At 52.5% G+C, this 17,312-nt stretch carries 16 protein-coding genes and 1 riboswitch; of the genes, 2 read left to right on the top strand and 14 right to left on the bottom strand.

The features are described from left to right. Nucleotide 1: 1 nt before the first annotated feature. The 14 genes from HN413_15525 to HN413_15460 form a co-directional block, all read right to left on the bottom strand. Nucleotides 2–2,128: a hypothetical protein gene (locus tag HN413_15525; protein ID MBT3391808.1), complete on the bottom strand. Its 2,127-nt coding sequence runs from the start codon at nt 2,126–2,128 to the stop codon at nt 2–4. A gap of 195 nt (nt 2,129–2,323) precedes the next feature. Then, on the bottom strand, nt 2,324–2,662 hold the full coding sequence (locus HN413_15520) for a hypothetical protein (GenBank protein ID MBT3391807.1): 339 nt from the start codon (nt 2,660–2,662) through the stop codon (nt 2,324–2,326). Nucleotides 2,663–3,028: 366 nt separating this feature from the next. Continuing rightward, nucleotides 3,029–3,670 carry a response regulator transcription factor gene (locus HN413_15515; GenBank protein ID MBT3391806.1) on the bottom strand — a complete coding sequence of 214 codons (642 nt, stop codon included), beginning with the start codon at nt 3,668–3,670 and terminating at the stop codon, nt 3,029–3,031. A 2-nt stretch (nt 3,671–3,672) separates the two neighbouring features. Further along, on the bottom strand, nt 3,673–5,160 hold the full coding sequence (locus HN413_15510) for a HAMP domain-containing protein (GenBank protein ID MBT3391805.1): 1,488 nt from the start codon (nt 5,158–5,160) through the stop codon (nt 3,673–3,675). A gap of 9 nt (nt 5,161–5,169) precedes the next feature. Then, nucleotides 5,170–6,081 carry a zinc ribbon domain-containing protein gene (locus HN413_15505; protein MBT3391804.1) on the bottom strand — a complete coding sequence of 304 codons (912 nt, stop codon included), beginning with the start codon at nt 6,079–6,081 and terminating at the stop codon, nt 5,170–5,172. Between the two features lie 362 nt (nt 6,082–6,443). Then, on the bottom strand, nt 6,444–7,265 hold the full coding sequence (locus tag HN413_15500) for an ABC transporter ATP-binding protein (protein MBT3391803.1): 822 nt from the start codon (nt 7,263–7,265) through the stop codon (nt 6,444–6,446). Beyond that, nucleotides 7,213–8,208: an ABC transporter substrate-binding protein gene (locus tag HN413_15495; protein ID MBT3391802.1), complete on the bottom strand. Its 996-nt coding sequence runs from the start codon at nt 8,206–8,208 to the stop codon at nt 7,213–7,215. Before HN413_15495 ends, HN413_15500 begins: the two co-directional genes overlap by 53 nt. 97 nt (nt 8,209–8,305) lie before the next feature. Continuing rightward, complete coding sequence (locus HN413_15490; GenBank protein ID MBT3391801.1) at nt 8,306–9,076, bottom strand: ABC transporter permease; 771 nt, start codon at nt 9,074–9,076, stop codon at nt 8,306–8,308. Between the two features lie 301 nt (nt 9,077–9,377). Continuing rightward, nucleotides 9,378–9,497, bottom strand: a riboswitch (FMN riboswitch). 93 nt (nt 9,498–9,590) lie between these two features. Continuing rightward, a complete protein-coding gene (locus HN413_15485) occupies nt 9,591–10,433 on the bottom strand; it encodes a hypothetical protein (protein MBT3391800.1) in 843 nt (280 codons plus the stop codon). Between the two features lie 6 nt (nt 10,434–10,439). Next, the gene (locus tag HN413_15480; protein MBT3391799.1) at nt 10,440–10,844 is read right to left on the bottom strand and encodes a hypothetical protein; all 405 of its coding nucleotides are present in this window, start codon (nt 10,842–10,844) and stop codon (nt 10,440–10,442) included. Nucleotides 10,845–10,967: 123 nt separating this feature from the next. Then, complete coding sequence (locus HN413_15475; GenBank protein MBT3391798.1) at nt 10,968–12,173, bottom strand: phospholipase; 1,206 nt, start codon at nt 12,171–12,173, stop codon at nt 10,968–10,970. Nucleotides 12,174–12,187: 14 nt separating this feature from the next. Then, on the bottom strand, nt 12,188–12,631 hold the full coding sequence (locus HN413_15470) for a hypothetical protein (GenBank protein ID MBT3391797.1): 444 nt from the start codon (nt 12,629–12,631) through the stop codon (nt 12,188–12,190). Between the two features lie 186 nt (nt 12,632–12,817). Then, nucleotides 12,818–13,465, bottom strand: a complete 648-nt coding sequence (locus HN413_15465; protein ID MBT3391796.1) for a response regulator transcription factor — start codon at nt 13,463–13,465, stop codon at nt 12,818–12,820. Further along, nucleotides 13,462–14,712 (bottom strand): sensor histidine kinase, encoded by a 1,251-nt coding sequence (locus tag HN413_15460; GenBank protein MBT3391795.1) that lies wholly within the window; start codon nt 14,710–14,712, stop codon nt 13,462–13,464. Before HN413_15460 ends, HN413_15465 begins: the two co-directional genes overlap by 4 nt. A gap of 271 nt (nt 14,713–14,983) precedes the next feature. Here HN413_15460 and HN413_15455 point away from each other — a divergent pair, with 271 nt between their 5' ends. Together HN413_15455 and HN413_15450 are read left to right on the top strand one after the other, a co-directional pair. Then, complete coding sequence (locus tag HN413_15455; protein ID MBT3391794.1) at nt 14,984–16,600, top strand: HlyD family efflux transporter periplasmic adaptor subunit; 1,617 nt, start codon at nt 14,984–14,986, stop codon at nt 16,598–16,600. Nucleotide 16,601: 1 nt separating this feature from the next. After that, nucleotides 16,602–17,312: ABC transporter ATP-binding protein (locus HN413_15450; protein MBT3391793.1), on the top strand; the 711-nt coding region annotated here is incomplete at its 3' end.

Raw genomic sequence — 17,312 nt, 5'->3', positions numbered from 1 at the left:
GCTAGGGGCGTGTCATACCGGCAACATCGCCGCCCATGCTCTGGATGCTATCATACAGAAGCTGCATGATGTAATTCGCATTGTGGGCGAATCCACCCGGATCCTTCAGGACATACTGGTAGTTGTAGGCAGCCTGGGTCAACTTGGGCGTCCAGGTTGCATAGCGATCACCCGTGTCGGTGAAGAAGTAGGGGTAAGCGTGGCTATCGTAAACGATGGGAGCTGCATCTGCATTGCCTTCGGCGTAAGCCTGGATTGCAACATAGAGCGCTTCGGCCATGGTTTCGATCTCGCCAGCAACGCCTTCTTCGATGTCGCCGTCGCCGTCATAGTCCACGGCAACTTCAACTTCGGGGTTGCGGATACCAGCCAGATCGGCCTGGGTTTCCACACCGGCGTGGCAAACACCACATTCGTCGGTCTTGACTTCCAGCGTGTGAGCGCCGTGACAATCGGTACAAGACTGGAAGGTGTCGGCATGTTCAAAGAAGCCAACATATTCCTTGCCATCGTACTCGTAGCCGCCCTTGGCATCTGTGCCAAAGCGGGTTGCGCCTGCTGCAAAGTAGTGAACGTTGGTAAAGCCCAGACCCTCTACTACGCTATCGGGGGCTGCACCGGCGATCTTGGCATTCACTGAATTTGTGGAAGCGCGGCCCTGGTGGCAGCTCATGCACAAACCGGAGGTATCTTCAAGAGCAACCTTCGCCCCACTGGGGAAGGTGACTTCGCTGACACCGTAGATGGTGTACTCAGCCAGGTCATTGTGGCAGGTGGTGCATTCAAAACCATTGGAAGGCATGGTGGTGATATTTACGCCTTCGGTCAGGAAGAGGGGCAGGCCATCTGCCGAGTGGCAGCGGGCACAGCTCGCCGAAACGGCGCCATCTTCGTCCCAATGGCGGAACGCTTCTTCGGAACCAGCAAAGTGGCCGTGATCGATGCGATGCAGGTCAGCAACCGCGGCGGGGTTCAGGTCTTCAATCGAGTCGTAGAGCAGCTCGATGATGTACTTGCCACCATGTGCGAATCCACCAGTATCTTTGAGAGAAACCTGGTAGTTATAGGCCGCTTTCACGAGACGAGCGGTCCAGGCATTGTACTGATTGCCATAATTGGCTTCGCCTTCAGTGACTTCGCCATCGGCATCAGTATCAACAAAGAAGTAGGGGTAGGTATGAGAATCGTATACCAACGGAACGCCAGCCACATCGGCGGCGTAAGCCTGCATGGCCGAATACAGCGCGGCCTGCATACCTTCGATCTCGCCCTTGATGCCTTCTTCCATATCGCCATCACCGTCAAAATCTACCAAGGAGCCTTTCATGCGCACATTGGCGAAATCTTCAACAGCGGCAACATCGGTGTGGCAAACCTGGCAGTCGTCAACTTTAACTTCCAGAGTGTGCGGATCGTGGCACTCGATACAGGTATCGAATTCGCCTACGTGAGCGAAATTGCCATCGTAGGTTTTGCCATCGTACTGGTAACCACCCATTGCCAGGGTGCCATATTTGGTAGCGGCAGCAGCAAAGTAGTGGATATTGATGAAGCCCAGCTCTTCGCTGACGGCATCAACATCTTCAACCAGGCCCAGTTCTTCGAACTTGGCATTCACCGAGACGGTAGAAGCGCGGCCCTGGTGACATTCCATACAACGGGCTTCGTCGCCCAAGCCCAGCAGTTCAACGCCCGAGGGCATCACAACGCTGGTTTTTTCGCCGGTGGCGGTGTTGTGGCAAGCCACACATTGAATGCCCATATTTTCAGCAGCGGGCAATTCGAACACATTGGCACCGGTCTCCAGGAATTCAACATAACCTTCGGAGCTATGGCACTTGGCGCAGGCCGTAGCAACTACAGCGGGATCATCCTCGTCCCAGTGACGGAATGCTTCAGCAGCCGAGTCGGCATGGGGGGAGCCGGCCCACTCTTCTGCAAAAGGAACATTACTCACCAAAGGTTCAGGGCAAGCTTCGGGTTCCGGACATTCCGGGCAATCTGCCTCGGGGCAATCCGCAGCCGCGGGTGCAGCAGGGCTTTCTGGCGCTTCAGGCGCAGAGGCGCAACTCGCCAATGCTAACCCGAGGATAAGCACCAAAATAACAAACAAAATTTTCTTATGCATTACAACATTCTCCTTCATCATTGTGCAGTTCAATAAATTTTCATGCACTTTCTCAATATTCGGGTACCGTATGGTAGCCATCTCTGGCAAACGGCGGTAAATTCTAAAAGGTCTGATTTCGGCAGGCACCACCTCCTTTATACAAATCGATCCATCTTCTCCTGTAAAACTCATTTTTGCGTTGTTCGCAACCGACTAACTGAGCAAATCCAATAAATCGCGCACTTCATCCAACTGGCTCTGCTGGCTACGAATAACCTGTACAGGTCGTTCGTCCACAGACAGGCGGATAATCGTAATTTCGCGAATAGCGGATAGCAAAGCACATAATAAACAACGCCGATTCCAGTCCACTTCCGACGAATTCAATACCACCGCCGATGGCTGGAGTTTTACAATTTGTTCGATATATTCTTGTTCTTGTGGATCAATGAAGTGAAACGCCACTCGCTCGGGGAATTGCTCGAACCGGCTGGCAACACCCTGGGAGAATAGTGAATGTTTCGACAGAATTACTACTTGCTTGCGCATCATATTCCTTCACGATCAACAAAACTACGGGAATCTGAGTTCCCAATAGTGAAAATATTAACGCAAGATGAGTAGATGCGTCATACCCCCAGGGATGATTCATTACACTCTTTCGAGTAGTATCAAAACCCACTCAAAAGGATAGCTAAGTATGACTTTTGTCGAGACAAATTGGGATATAAAGTAAGTTGCTGCACTTTCCCCCCAAAAAGGCTCTTTCGTGCAGTCGTCTGCAGGAGGTTGAATAAGTGTCATTCTGAACGGAGCGCAGCGGAGTGAAGAATCCCTGGAGCCTTACGCACAAAAACGCCCAAGCATGTGGGATCAAAACAAACCACAAAAATTACTCACCAAATGGAGCTGTGCAAACTAATTTCCTCTGCGGATAATCCCCTTGCTAATGGCATAAGTCACCGCCTCGGTACGATTTTTTGCCCCTAATTTCTGCAGGATATTGCGCAAATGATATTTCACTGTATTCTCACTAATAAAGAGTGCGCTGGCAATATCGCGATTTGCCATACCATCCCCTACTTTTTCGAGCACTTCCAATTCGCGGTCGGTGAGTTCATTCGCATCGTCCATAGTTTGCTGTGCCATTTTTTGAAAACGATTCATCAAACGCGCCGCCGTTTTGCGGGTAATTGCGGCATCACCGCGCTCGACCCCTTGCAACATATCAATGAAATCTTGAGCTTGCAAATCTTTTAGTAAATACCCATCCGCGCCGCGCTCGATGGCTGCGAAAAGATCACGATCATCATTGGAGACAGTCAAAATCACCACGCTGATCTCCGGAAACTCGGCCTTAATCCTGTCGAGGGCATCTAAACCGTCCATCTCGGGCATATCAATATCGAGCAAAACCAGATCAGGCTGTAGCTGGCGTGTGGCTTCCAGCGCTGTGCGGCCATCACCAACCTGCGCCACCACCTGATACCCGGCAGCTTCCAGCAAACTGGTGATACCATCGCGAAATAAAGAATGATCGTCGGCGACTAAAACTCGCATGGTTATATTCCGTCTTCTGGGCGCGGCACTTGCAAAATAACCCGGGCGCCTTCTCCGGGGGCAGATACAATCGTTAACACCGCCTGAATCGATTTGGCGCGCTCTTGCATTGTAGCCAGACCAAATTGTTGACTATCCATCTGCTCCTGAACATCAAAGCCGCAGCCATCATCCCGAATTTCAAGCAAAATCTGTTCGGGCTGGCAATCCAAAATCACCCGGACATTCTCCGCATGGGCATGTTTGCGGATATTTGAGAGCGCCTCTTGTACGATGCGCAGCAAATGCAATACCATCTCCGGCGGCAAAATGCCTTCACAGTTTGCAACCAGTTCAAGTTGCACAGGCAAGTCGCTCAAAAGATTGAAACGCGCCACATACTCACGCAACGCAGCCGGAAGGTCTGCGTCGACACCGCCCGCCACTCTCAAGCCTAATATGGCATCACGCACATCCACCGAAACACCGCGGGCGGCTTCTTCCAACTGGAGCAAATGCTGTTCAGCTGCATCCGTTTTTCCTTGCTGAAGCATTAAACGAACAGCCACGGCTTTCGTGTTCACATAACCCAAAACCTGAGCAATGCCATCGTGCAATTCGCGCGCAATGCGTTCGCGCTCTTCGATAATGGCACGTTGGCGCAGTTTGCCGCGCGCTTCTTGCTCGTGGGTGTAGTGCTGAATATCATCGGCCATCTGATTAAAAATGTCGGCTAGTTGGCATATTTCGTCGGTAATTTGAGAACCTTTAATAATGCGCGTCGAATAATCGCCCGCGGCATAGGCAGCAATGGGTTCACGAAACGCTTCAATGCGCCGCACAACCAGATGATTGATGAGGGCATTAACCCCAACCGCGAACAGGCCGGTGAGCACAAACACCAGCCCCAGGCTCAAACCCAAATGATAAAGCAATGTTTGGCGCAACTCTTCCAGCGAAATATCAATCATCAACACCCCCATGTGATGTTGAGTTTCTTCCGAACAATCCGAGCATTCTGGCGAAATGATAATCGGTGTAGATACCCGAAAAATGTATTCACTGCTTTTAAGATCAATGGTGCGGGGGCGTTCTTCCGGCGGGTACTGATGACAGGCCCAACACTCCGGGGCGTGTTGATCCAGCGCCACAAACCGCGCAACACCCTGCCCGCCCGATTTTAAAACTGTGCCATCGCTGCTGATAATTTGAATCGCGCGCACATTATCCATCTGGCTCACATCATCCAGAATGGCAAGCAGGTGTTCATCATCACCGGTTTCAAAAGCGTGGGCGATGCTGCTTTCCAGCGCATCGCCCAATTGAATCGCCGCCAGGCGTGCATATTCATCCAGATGTTGAAATTCGCGCCAATAATATAAACCACTCAGTATCAGCAAAATCGCAAAAACCGGCAGCGCAATTCCCAAAGCGACCCGCGCCCGTAAACTGGTGCGAACAGCCAGGGATTGGCGAAGGAATGCAGAAAATGCTTGCCGTAGGCGAGTCATTGAACCGATTCAGGAACGTAAACGCTCACCACAAGCGCGGCAGAAACGATCGCTCCCCGAGGCGCGTTTGCCGCATTGATGACAGTAAGCGGACTCGCTCGAAGCTGGCGCGCCCGCGCCGGTGGGGTTTCTACGCCCGCGGCCGGTCGGCTTTGAACTGGGTGCGTTTTTTCGCCCAGATTGCCAATACCATACCATGCCGCCCACCACCAACAGCACCCCGGCGGCGCCTAGCAGCCAGGGCAGCAGATTCATGAAATTAATATCCTGCAATCCCCCGGGGTTGTTGATCGGCTCGCTGGCCTGCACGGGAAAACTCTCCACGCTGAGGGTATCATCATTCTTCTGGTAATCCACCTTCACGCTGACAGTATCGCCCGCTTTCGGCGCGCCGATCTCCATAATATAGTAATTCAGTCCATCAGAACCTGGCTGGAATTCACCCAGATTCGGCTCAATAGTCATATCGCTGGCGCGCACAGGCTGTTGCACCAAGATGACCATTTCATCTACGGCATAGCCGGCATTCCAGGCGAATTCGTAATGGCGGGCAGCATCAACTTTTTCGAGTTGGGGATCATAATACTCCAACTGCAAATCGATGGCTGTCGCCGTCACCGTAATATAAGCCCATTGCCCTTCTACCCGCAGATCATATACGGCGTTAAGTAAAGCGCCATCGGGCTGGCGCGAGGCGACTGCGTTAGGATCACCCACCGCGGCAGGAATGCGGAAAGTCACATCCACGGGCAGGGTCACTTCGGGGGCTAATTGCGCCCGTAAGATAACCAACATCTCTGAGCGGTCATATTCAGGCCACAGATCTACCTGTAAATAGGCCAGGCGAACAGTGTCTTGTGCCTGAACGCCGAAGGGAATTAGCAAAACTAACAATACAGCAAAAATCAAGAATCGTTTCATAACGAACCTCGCAGAATTAAGTAGGACTTATGCAACATGATGAAAAATATCCCGAAAATAGGGGTGTGGAGGTGCTTCGCACCTCCACACCCCTATTTTCGGGCCATCTCTTGCGAACGTGTGTAAGCCCAGCTAAGAAAATTGTTAAAAACTTGTCATTCTGAACGGAGCGCAGCGGAGTGAAGAATGCCTGATACCAACCATCAACGGATGCCTACATAGGCATTAAATCATACTATTTTCCGGAGATTCCTCGCTTTGCTCGGAATGACAGGTCCGTACTCCATTCAAGCTTATTTTGGTAAATACAGAATAAGACGATTGGGGATACATGATACCACGAGAGAAAGGGAGTCAACGAGTCACCCGATGGCATCACGCAGATGTTGGGCAAGCGCGCCGAAGTGCGGCGTGTAGCGCAAATTCTCTTCCCGCGGGCGTGGCAGGTCGACACTCACATCCAAGCGAAGAGTTGCGGGGCGCGGTCCCAACACCAGTACCCGGTCGGCCAGGTATACGGCTTCGTCAATCGCATGAGTTACCATAACAATCGTTTTGCGCTCCCCCCGCCCCCCATTACGAGCATCCACAGCAATGCGCAGCAATTCAGCCCCCATTTGCTCGCGCGTCAACGCATCCAGCGCGCCAAAGGGTTCATCCAGCAACAACACATCAGGATCATGCACCAGCGCACGCGCAATTGCCACACGCTGCGCCATCCCCCCTGAGAGATCGCGCGGCAGCCAATCGGCAAAGCCTTGCAGACCCACCAAATCGATCAACTCATGAACCCGAGGCGCAATTTCGCTCTCCGGAGCAGCTTGCATCTCCAGGGGTAGGGCGATATTGGCAAATACAGTGCGCCAGGGCATCAGATTCGCATTTTGGAAAACAAAGCCCACCCCGCGACGCGGCCCTTGCAACGTTTCGCCGCGAAACAACACTCCGCCATACGTGGGAGCCAGCAATCCACCCAAAACACGCAGCAATGTGCTTTTGCCGCATCCCGAAGGGCCAAGCACACATACAAATTCTTGCCGCTCCACGGTAAAGGTCAGCGGCTTCAAAACATGCAGGTCACCATTCGCATCTGAAAAAGTGACCTGCATGTCTTTCACCGAGAGAATCGGCTCATTCTTCAATAAAGTCATTTGTGAAGGCGGCTTCCAAATCCAGCGGCGCATCAATCAACTGCATATCCAGCAGTACCGCTTGCATATTCTCCCAGGCCTGAAGATCAGAATAACCAATGGGTTCGCGTTGATAGAGCGCGATAGATGCGCGTAGAATGTCGAGTTGTACGTGAATATCGGCATCTTCGAGACCATCGACATATTTTTTTGCAATCTCGTAGGCATCTTCGGGATGTGCAATCGTGTAACGGATTCCGCTGAGAGTGGCTTGCACCATAGCGCGCACCAGTTCTGGGTTTTTAGCGATGGTAGTCTCATTGGTCAACAAGCCATTGGAGACCAGATAAGCATAGTCGGCTACGGCGATTATATCGACATCATATCCCTGCGCCTGCAACTGAATTGGTTCGTTGGCAATATAGCCCACCACAGCGTCTTCTTGCCCGGCGACCAGGGCTTCTACCTGATTAAAACCAATCGAGTCGAGGATCAGGTCGCTCTCTTGCAATCCGGCCGCATCCAGCAACGCTCGCAGGCCAATATAATTGGCTCCAAATGGCCCTGGCAGCCCCACGCGTTTTCCGGCCAGATCAGCCGGTTCGGTGATGCCCTGCTCGGTCATGGCAACCACCGCCACGGGGTAGTCCCCGTACCAGGCCATTGTGTACACAACCGGCAGCCCCTGATTGCGCGCCATCAACACCTGTTCCCCGGACACAACAGAGAATTGCAGTTCATCCGCGCCTACCAGCGCGACGCCATCGGTTTCAAAACTATAATCAAACTCAATTTCGATACCCGCTTTTTCGTAAAAACCCAATTCGACGGCGACGTAGAAGGGCGTGTACTGCACATTGGGGATATAGCCCATTGGCAGGCGGATGTGCGTTAGCTCCTGTGAGGTGGGCGCGGCCTGCTCCGGGGCTGGCTCTGCCTGACAGGCAGCGAGCGACAGAACAATGAGAAGTGCAAAAAGAAGGCTGATTTTTTTCATAAGTGGTCTCCTGTAATACAAAACGTAAGGACGCAAAGATGCAATGGCACAGAGAAAAATATTTTTAAAATCTTTGCGCCTTTGCGTTAAAAATAGATTATTCTTCCGCGCGGCGCTGCCAGGCCAATAGGCGGTTTTCTAAAGCCACGACCAACCCATAGAGCGCAAGCGCCAACGCCACCAACACAAATACGGCCACAAAAACCAGGGCGGTGTCATACATGCCGCGCCCTACATTGATGAGAAATCCCAGCCCGCGATCCGCGCCCACAAATTCACCCACCACGGCACCGATCACCGCCAAGGTTGCGCCAACACGTAGCCCACCCAGAAATACAGGCATAGCGGCGGGCACTTCCAGGTGGCGCAATATTTGCCAGCGCGTGGCCTGGAGTGAACGCATCAGGGCATATAAATCTTCGGGGACGGCGCGTACACCCACAATGGTATTAATCAACACCGGAAAGAAAACAATCAGCGCGGCGATGAGCACTTTCGAGAGCAGCCCAGGTCCCAGCCAGATCACCAGCAGCGGGGCAATCGCAACCATCGGCACCGACTGGCTGGCAACGATGTACGGAGCCAGCAATCGCTCTACCGGGCGCGATTTCGCCAGCAGATAACCTGTCAGCGTGGCGAGAATCAGCCCCAGGCTCAAACCTAGCAACACTTCAAACAGTGTCACCCCCAAATGGCGCAGCAAGCTGCCATCTTCCAGGATTTGCATAAAGCGGCGCGCCACATTCCCCGGCGAGGGCAGCACAAAGGCCGGGAGATCAGCTGCCCACACAATCAACTGCCATAAGAGCAGCATCCCAAACAGCGAAACGATCACGAAAATAACGCGCTGAGTATCTTTCATAAGCATAGGCCGTAAAGATAATGATGGTTCAACAAACGGTGAGTTTTTACCAGTGTGGGTGTAGATACACGCCAAATCTCAGGGATTTCTCGCCGCTGGCTCGAAATGACAAACGAAAAGTCTCCGCTCATTTTTCGATCAAAATAAACCATCTTCAAAAATAAGTACAAAAAAGCCCCGACCTGAATCGGGGCAAATTTCCTGCACCTGAAACGCAACCTCAGGCCAAGAAACAAAAACCCCGAAAACAAAAGTTCTCGGGGCAATATAAGCAACCATTTTAGCCCACTGCGGGCATCAATAGCTCATTCACCTTCTTCCATCCGGACTCTACCGTCGGTTCCGGAATTGCACCGGATCATGCGCTCAAGAGCGCTCGCGGACTTTATCCGCCGGTCGGGAATTACACCCTGCCCCGAAGATGATATTCAATTGTGGAAAGATTATACCCGTTCCAAAATTCACAGTCAACGGGACAAAAGGCAGGTCTCTGAGAATCGCCCGCGGCGGTTGTCCACATTTAGGGAGCGGCTTCAACCGGCGCGAGGAAATAATTGGTCCCCGCAGCGGGTGCTTCTGCCGTCCAGCCTATGTCGCTATTTTCACGCTCAAGCTGCCACCACAGGTAGGTTCCATCGCAAAAAGTTTCGCCTACTACATTCAACTTTTCGCCGGGCAGCAATGTGGCTACCCAATTATTCCCAATTCCGGGCGATGAGCGAAAATTAACATTTGTAAGCACTTCGGCTTGTCCACCGGGCGCCAGGCGGGGCGGGGAGGCCTGTGAACATTCGGCGATAACAACTGCTTCTTCCGTGGGGGCAGCTTCCTCGGCTACAGCTTCTTCCTGGGGAACAGCTACCCAGCCGTGGGTTTCTGCATCCCAGTAGTATTGTGCCGCATAGCTATCGTCAAACAACACCCAATCGTACTCACCCTCAGACGATAGCTGCATATCAGCCATACCATCGGGGATCACTGGAACCCAGCCACTGCCAGCCTCGTTGAGTTGATATAGCTGATTTCCATCAGCATCGAGGATGAAACCGCTTTCGGAGTCGTAAGCGAGGCCTTCGCTCGGTTCGGGAAGGGGCGGCAGTTCGACCTCGGGGGTGGGCTGCACGTCTTCGGCGGGAGCTTCAGTTTCAACGGGTTCAGCCGTCGGTTCGGGATCTTCTGTGGGCACAGGAACAACTTCGGTTTCAGCCGCGGCGACTTCGGCAGTCTCGGCGGGTGGCGCTGCGGGGGCCGCGACCTCCCCTTTGGGGAGAGTCAAACCCAGAGCAATTACCATCAGCAACAGCACAATCGCTACGAACAGCTTAAATCCATCATAAGGAATAAATCCACGTTTTGCTTTCATGTTGGTTTACTCCCGGCTTTGCTTGGCAAGTTCTTTGGCTTGATTGATGAGTTCGTCTTCATCAGCAAGGCGGCGGATTTCTTCGCCTACAATTTCTTCGAGGCGCTGCGGGGTGAGGGCACCCAATTGGGCAAATGAGAAAATTCCGCCTTCGTTGAGTTTGCGTTTGATCACCGGGCCAATGCCTTTGATCTTCTCCAACGGGTCAATGCGGACTTCACCGCAATTTTCCAATTGGGCTTTGAGATCGGCAATTTCAGCGCGGGCGGCGTCCAGCTCGGCAGATGATTGCGGGGCGGCTTCAACGGCCGCTTTTGACTGCGACTTTTTGCGCCAGTAGACCCAATCGATCACCCATTCGAGCAGCCAGCCCACGAGTACGCCAATCAGAAAAATAATCCAGGGGTTCATAGTTTCCTCCAAAAAATTGATAAAGGCTGAGTAAAAAGAATAGACTCGCGCTCCGGGGAACGCGAGTCCAGTATACAAGATAACTTCGTCTGATGGAATCCGTATCGATACGGATTCCAGTGACTACTGGCACCCCATATCGGCGGCATCTGGCGCTTTGGCCTCGGCCCAACGGCGTTCGAACTCGGCCAGATATTGAGCGGCAATTTCGGCATTCGCCAAAATAATGACGTTCTCATCGTTACTATCATCGGCATTATCGGAGAAATTCAACGATCCGGTGATGATAATTTCATCATCAATTATCATCACTTTATGATGGAAGGTTCTCGGGTTGCCATCCTGACGTACTTCCAGCCCGGCGCAGTACATGGCGGGCAATTCGCTATATTCGGTTTCACTGCCGCGCGTTTCAAAAATGCCCTTCACATCCACACCGGCCTCGGCTCTCGCCAACACCGCCGCACCCAGCGCATCGTGGGTAAACGAGAAAGCCATAAAGCGAATATTACTCTGGGCTGCCTCGATAATAGGGACCAACTGAGTCATAACTTCGTCTTCAGCAGAGAATAATACCTGAATCGGTGTCTCATTGATGGTGAGCGTTTGCCGCCCCAGAGTAGACGTTGATCGAGGGCCAAATTCGCCCGCCCACATTTCATCAAATTCCAACTCATAGATGGCCGCCAAACGCGTTGACTGGATCACGATTACATTATTATTATTGCGAAAATTGCCATTTTCAGTAATATTGGTTGAGCCTGTCCAAACGGTCTGGTAGTCAAAAATGATGAATTTATTGTGCATGAGAGCGGCGCGTTGATCGTCTTTGATTTCGATACCCGCATCTTCGAGCATGGCAAATTGTCCATGCCCATCTTCTTCATCGGCTTCGATACCGTGTTCATCGTCGGTTACCCAGCGCACATCCACACCGCGCTCGTGGGCTGCGATCAATGCTTCGGCCACCGGGGTGAGATTAAACTCAAAGGCGGCGATATGAATCGCATGTTGCGCATTATTAATCCGTTCAATTAGTTTTTCGGGAATGGAGCCCGTAAAATCTTCGGGGTTGTTGATGGTATTTGGATCTGTGAAATAGACTTGATACCAATCACTCGGCGGGTTGCTGACAACAGGTTGATCGACCTCAAGCGTTTGAACAGGTTCTTCAACGACTGCGACGATGGGCGTGGGAGCAACTTCTTCAGGCGTGAACAACCCCAGGGGGTCGTTGCCAGTGAAAAGATAGACACCCCCCAAGATTACGAAAAATAATATCGCTAAAATACTCGCTGAGCTTTTCGATTTTTTCTTCTTTTCGGCCATATTTCATTCCTTCCTTAGAGCATGGTTCGATTTTCCAGCAAACGCCGCAATTCAGCAATGGTGCGCGCAGCATCAATAATCGTAGGTGTGTTTTCTAAAAGCTTGTGTAATTGGTCAAAGCTGGGTGGTTGATAGCCTGCGCCATAAACAGCGGCCGCATATTCAGCAATTTCCTGTAATCTTTTCTGGGCAAGTTCTGACCCCAGCATTTCGTAGCGCGATACCCAGCGTGTGACTGCCCGCATCATGCGCCGCAAGGCACGCATTTCTGGATACATGGCTTCTTCAGCTTGCAGGTCATCCATTCCCGCGGTGCGGCTCACCACTATTTTGGTGCAGGCAATCCCCCAAGCTATCAGCGCGGCTGCGACCGCGTCCTCAAGGCCATCGGTGAGCTTTTCATTATCCAGAATGCTCTGAACAGTCAGGTCTATGCGTTTGTTGAGGGTAGCTTCCATAATTTTTCCCAGTCGAGTGTCATGAGTACGAGTAATCCTTACCATTGTACTATTATTTTTTGCTGTCTATGGTATGAAAAAGCCCTCACCCCAGCCTTCGCTGTTGCTCAGGCTTGTGCCTCTCCCAATTTCGGGAGAGGGACGGTCTGGAGCGTAGTGACAGACAGGGTGAGGGCCTTTAACAACTCATTCCGACTGAACAAGCCCGTAGCGGATCGCCAAAATGGCGGCCTGGGTGCGGTCTTCGACTTCCAATTTGGCTAATACCGAACTGACGTAATTGCGCACGGTGCCTTTGGTGAGAAATAATTTCTCGGCGATTTCGGCATTTGTGAGGCCGCGGGCCAGCAGGCGCAAAATTTCCATCTCGCGCTCGCTGAGATCGCTGGCAATGGTGGTGGATTGCGGTACGGGCTGGCTGGTAATATGCGCCAGCAATTTGCTCCCCACAGCCGGATCAATATACGCATCTCCCGCCACAGTGCCTTTCACAGCTCGGATCAACTCCTCGCGCGGCGTACCCTTGAGCAGATAGCCCAACGCGCCACTGCGAATGGCATCGAAGATCCATTCGTCATCGCCAAAAGTGGTCAGCACCAGAATTTTGATCTCAGGATGCACTTTATGAATTTCACGCGTGGCCTGAATACCGTTGATTCCCGGCATATTCAAATCCATCAGAATCAGATCGGGGTGTAGCTCTTCGGCCTTCTGAATGACTTCAGCGCCGCCATAGGCCAGCCCAACGACTTCGATCTCCGGGTCGACGCTGAGGATCATTTCCAGCCCTTCGGTCACAACAACCTGGTCGTCACAGATCAAAACCCGGATCATGGCGCGTTCTCCACCAGGGTCAGTTCGAGGGTGGTACCCGCCTCGGGGCTGCTCTCCACCCTGAGCCGCGCCCCGATGATTCCGGCGCGTTCGTACATGCCTTGCATCCCCAGCCGGTCGCCAGAAATATCTTTTTCGGCATCAAAACCGCGGCCATCATCTGCAATCGTCATCTGCATTCCGGCTTTATTATGGATCAAGCGAACGCTCACATTTTGCGCCGCAGCGTGACGGGTGATATTTGCCAGCGCTTCTTGCGCCACGCGGTAAAAACACTGCTCAACATCCGGCGCAAGCCCCTCTATTGTTTCGGGAATATCCAATATCAGGTTACATGCTGTACGAGTAGCAAAATCCTGACTGATGGATCGAATCGCCAGACTCAACCCCATTTCTTCGAGCGGAGAAGCTCGCAAATTACGCAATGTGCGCCGGGTTTCATCCAGGCCGCTGCGCGTGGTCTGCTGCATACGCCCAATCAGATTGCGCGCTTTTTCCGGCAGCGGTTCCATCACGGTTGTCAGGGCGTCGAACTGTACGGCCAACGCGCTAAGGGTGTGCGCCAGAGTATCGTGCAATTCGCGCGAAATTCGGTTGCGCTCGCGGCTGAGGGTTAGCTGCTCAACCGTGGCCGCGTGCTGTACAAGTTTGAGATTGGCATCAGAGAGTTTTTGGCGCTGTTCGCGCTGGGCGGTAATCATGCGGTTGACAACATAACCCAAAACCAGATAGGAAACGGTCGAGGTAATCATGCGCCCGTAGGCCATCGAGATTTCGCGCTCCGAGGGGGTAAAGCGCGGAATTTGCGACAACGGAGAAAATTGCATCAGGGCAATATCCAGCAGCAGGGTACCGAAGGTAAAAACAAGCACAGAGGAAAAACGGTATTGCCAGGCTACCAGTAATAGCAAGATGTAAAGAAAAGGCAACGGCTGCCAGAAGCCGCGCACCCCTGAAATATAGTGCTGCTCCAAAATCAGCCCCACAGCCGCGACGATCAGCGCCACAGGCAAATAGGCATCACCAAAAACCCGTTGTGCCCACGGGGTGAAAAGATACGCGCCCAGCAGCAAAATATTGATCACGAAAAAAATCGCCATCAGCGAAAGTTCCGGCTCGCTGTATAACGGATGTTTGGCGTCAAAAAGCGAATTTGTCAGCGGGGTGAATAAATAAAAAACGCCCCGCAAGATCACATACCAGCGGAAAATTTGCAATAAACCCGGTTCAAGCTGATCTTTTTTCATGGTTTTTATCATAGCATAAAATCATCGTGGAAACCTATATATCCGAGTCACACACGAATATGACTGCGGTCATACGTTTGAGACCCGCCCGTTGACCGCGCTCACTATGGTAAAAATTGGCACTTTGGTATCGTTGGGGAAGATAATAACAAACCGAACCGCAAAGACACAAAGCACACCAGGTTATTTTATGTACAGATTGGGTTCCTCGTATACGCCTGTGCGCTTTAGGGAATTGTGGCTTCGTGGCAGACAAATGAAGGAATGAGTTATGAAACGATTGCTAGCCTTTCTCAAAGAGAAAAATCTGTGGAACAAAAGAGTACTCTGGATTACGATGATTGTGACCATCGCGTTGGGGGCAGGTGGGTACTACCTGGTGAGGGCAGGGTCAACGCCCGAGGCAAGCGCCGCTGAAACTGCATTGCAAACTGCAGTTGCCCGCCGCGGCGATTTAATAATTTACGCCAGCGCATCGGGCGCAGTCGTGGCCTCCGCAGAAGTTACGCTGGGGTTTGAAGACTACGGCACTTTGAGCGAACTCGGTTTTGACCTCGGCGATGAAGTTCAGGCCGGTGATGTACTGGCCCTGCTCGACACCGAAGACACCCCCGAAGCCATCGCGGCCGAAGTTGCCCAGGCGCAACTGGATGTGCTCGAAGTCCAGAAAACGCTTGATGATCTCTACAGAAATGCAGATAAAGACGCCGCCATGGCGCTGATTGCCGTCGAAGATGCCCAAGTTGCCCTCGAAAATTTACTCAAATCAGGCACGCAACAGGCCGAAGCCTGGCAGGCATTGGTTGCCGCTCAGGAAGCCGTGGCAGATGCCCAGAGATCGTATACTTTCACCCAATCGACAGCCAACCAGGCCGATATTGATGCTGCCTGGGCGCAGGTTGTTTTGTCCGAAGACGCACTTGAGCGCGCTCAGGAGAATTACGCCCCCTATTCGGGCCGCGATGATAGTGACCTGACCAAAGCCAATTTTCAGGCACAACTTTCGGCAGCCCAGCAATCTTACGACGAAGCGGTGCGCGACTACAACGCCATGAATAGCACTGGCAGCGAGACCGACCAATCCATTGCAGCCGCCGAGTTGGCAACTGCCCAGGCTCAACTGGCCGATGCCGAGCGTGCCTGGGAACGTGCCAAAGCAGGCCCTTCTGCCGGTGAGATTGCCCTCGCTGAAGCCGAATTATCACTGGCTCAGGCTGAATGGGGACGTCTGAGAGACGGAACCGACCCCGAAGATGTAGCCTTTGCCGAGGCTGAACTCGCCAACGCCCAGGCCAATTTGAATCTGGCGCTCGAGAAACAAGCCGTGGTCAAGCTCGTCTCTCCGATCGCTGGAACTATTGTAGAAATCACTGCCGAAGTGGGCGAAACCCTGAGCGCCGATACCAAGTTCATCACGGTGGCAGATTTGAACCAGCCGCGCCTGGAAGTCTATCTCGACGAAACTGATATCGAAAATGTAGCCGTCGGCTATGAAGTTGAAGTAATTTTCGACGCCTTCCCCGATGATATTTTTAATGGGCACGTGATCGAAGTGGATCCCAGCCTGTACGAATCGGGCAATATTACTACCATCAAAACCCTGGTTGAACTAGATGTAGAATCGTTTTCCAAACCGCGTAGCCTGCCCATCGGCCTGAATGCGGCCGTGGATGTCATCGGCGGGCGCGCCGAGAATGCGGTACTCATTCCCGTAGAGGCGCTGCGCGAACTCGGCCCCGATGAATATGCCGTCTTTGTGGTCACCGATGATAACGAACCTAAATTGCGTATAGTTGAAGTTGGCATTATGGACTATACCTCTGCCGAAATTATCTCTGGCCTGGAAGCAGGCGAGATTGTAACGACCGGAATCGTGGCGACGGAGTAATATGAATCAATCCATTATTCAAACCAAAGAAATCACCAAAGTGTATGGCATGGGCGATGCCCAGGTACGGGCTTTGGATGGTGTGGACTTGTCCATCGGCGAAAATGAATTCGTCGCTATTATGGGCCCATCGGGTTCGGGCAAAAGCACGATGATGAATATTCTCGGCTGCCTCGACCGCCCCACCGAGGGGCAGTATTTCCTCGCCGGGGAAGATGTCAGTCAGTTTGACAAAACCCAACTCGCCATCATCCGCAACGAGCGCATCGGCTTCGTCTTTCAGAGTTTCAACTTGCTGGCACGCACCACCGCCCTCGAAAACGTACTCCTGCCCACACTCTACAACCGCGGCGAAGAAAAAGAAGACACTGAATACCAGCAAAAAGGCATTGCGGTACTTGAATCGGTAGGTTTAGGCGACCGTCTTAACCATCAACCCCACGAGATGTCCGGCGGACAAATTCAACGCGTGGCAATCGCCCGCGCCCTGATCAACGATCCCGTCATCATCTTGGCCGATGAGCCTACCGGCAACCTGGATAGCAAATCGGGCGCGGAGATTATGGAGCTACTTACCGAACTGCACGCCCAGGGCAGCACCATCGTCATGGTAACGCACGAAGATGAAATTGCCGAATTTGCCCAGCGCGTGATCCGTTTCCGCGATGGCGTGATTGAAATGGATAAAACTAACGGACAGAAGACCGAAGAC

This window comes from Chloroflexota bacterium (genome assembly GCA_018648225.1).
In the GTDB taxonomy this organism is placed as follows: Bacteria; Chloroflexota; Anaerolineae; order Anaerolineales; family UBA11858; genus NIOZ-UU35.
This window is presented reverse-complemented; position numbering and strand designations above follow the sequence as displayed.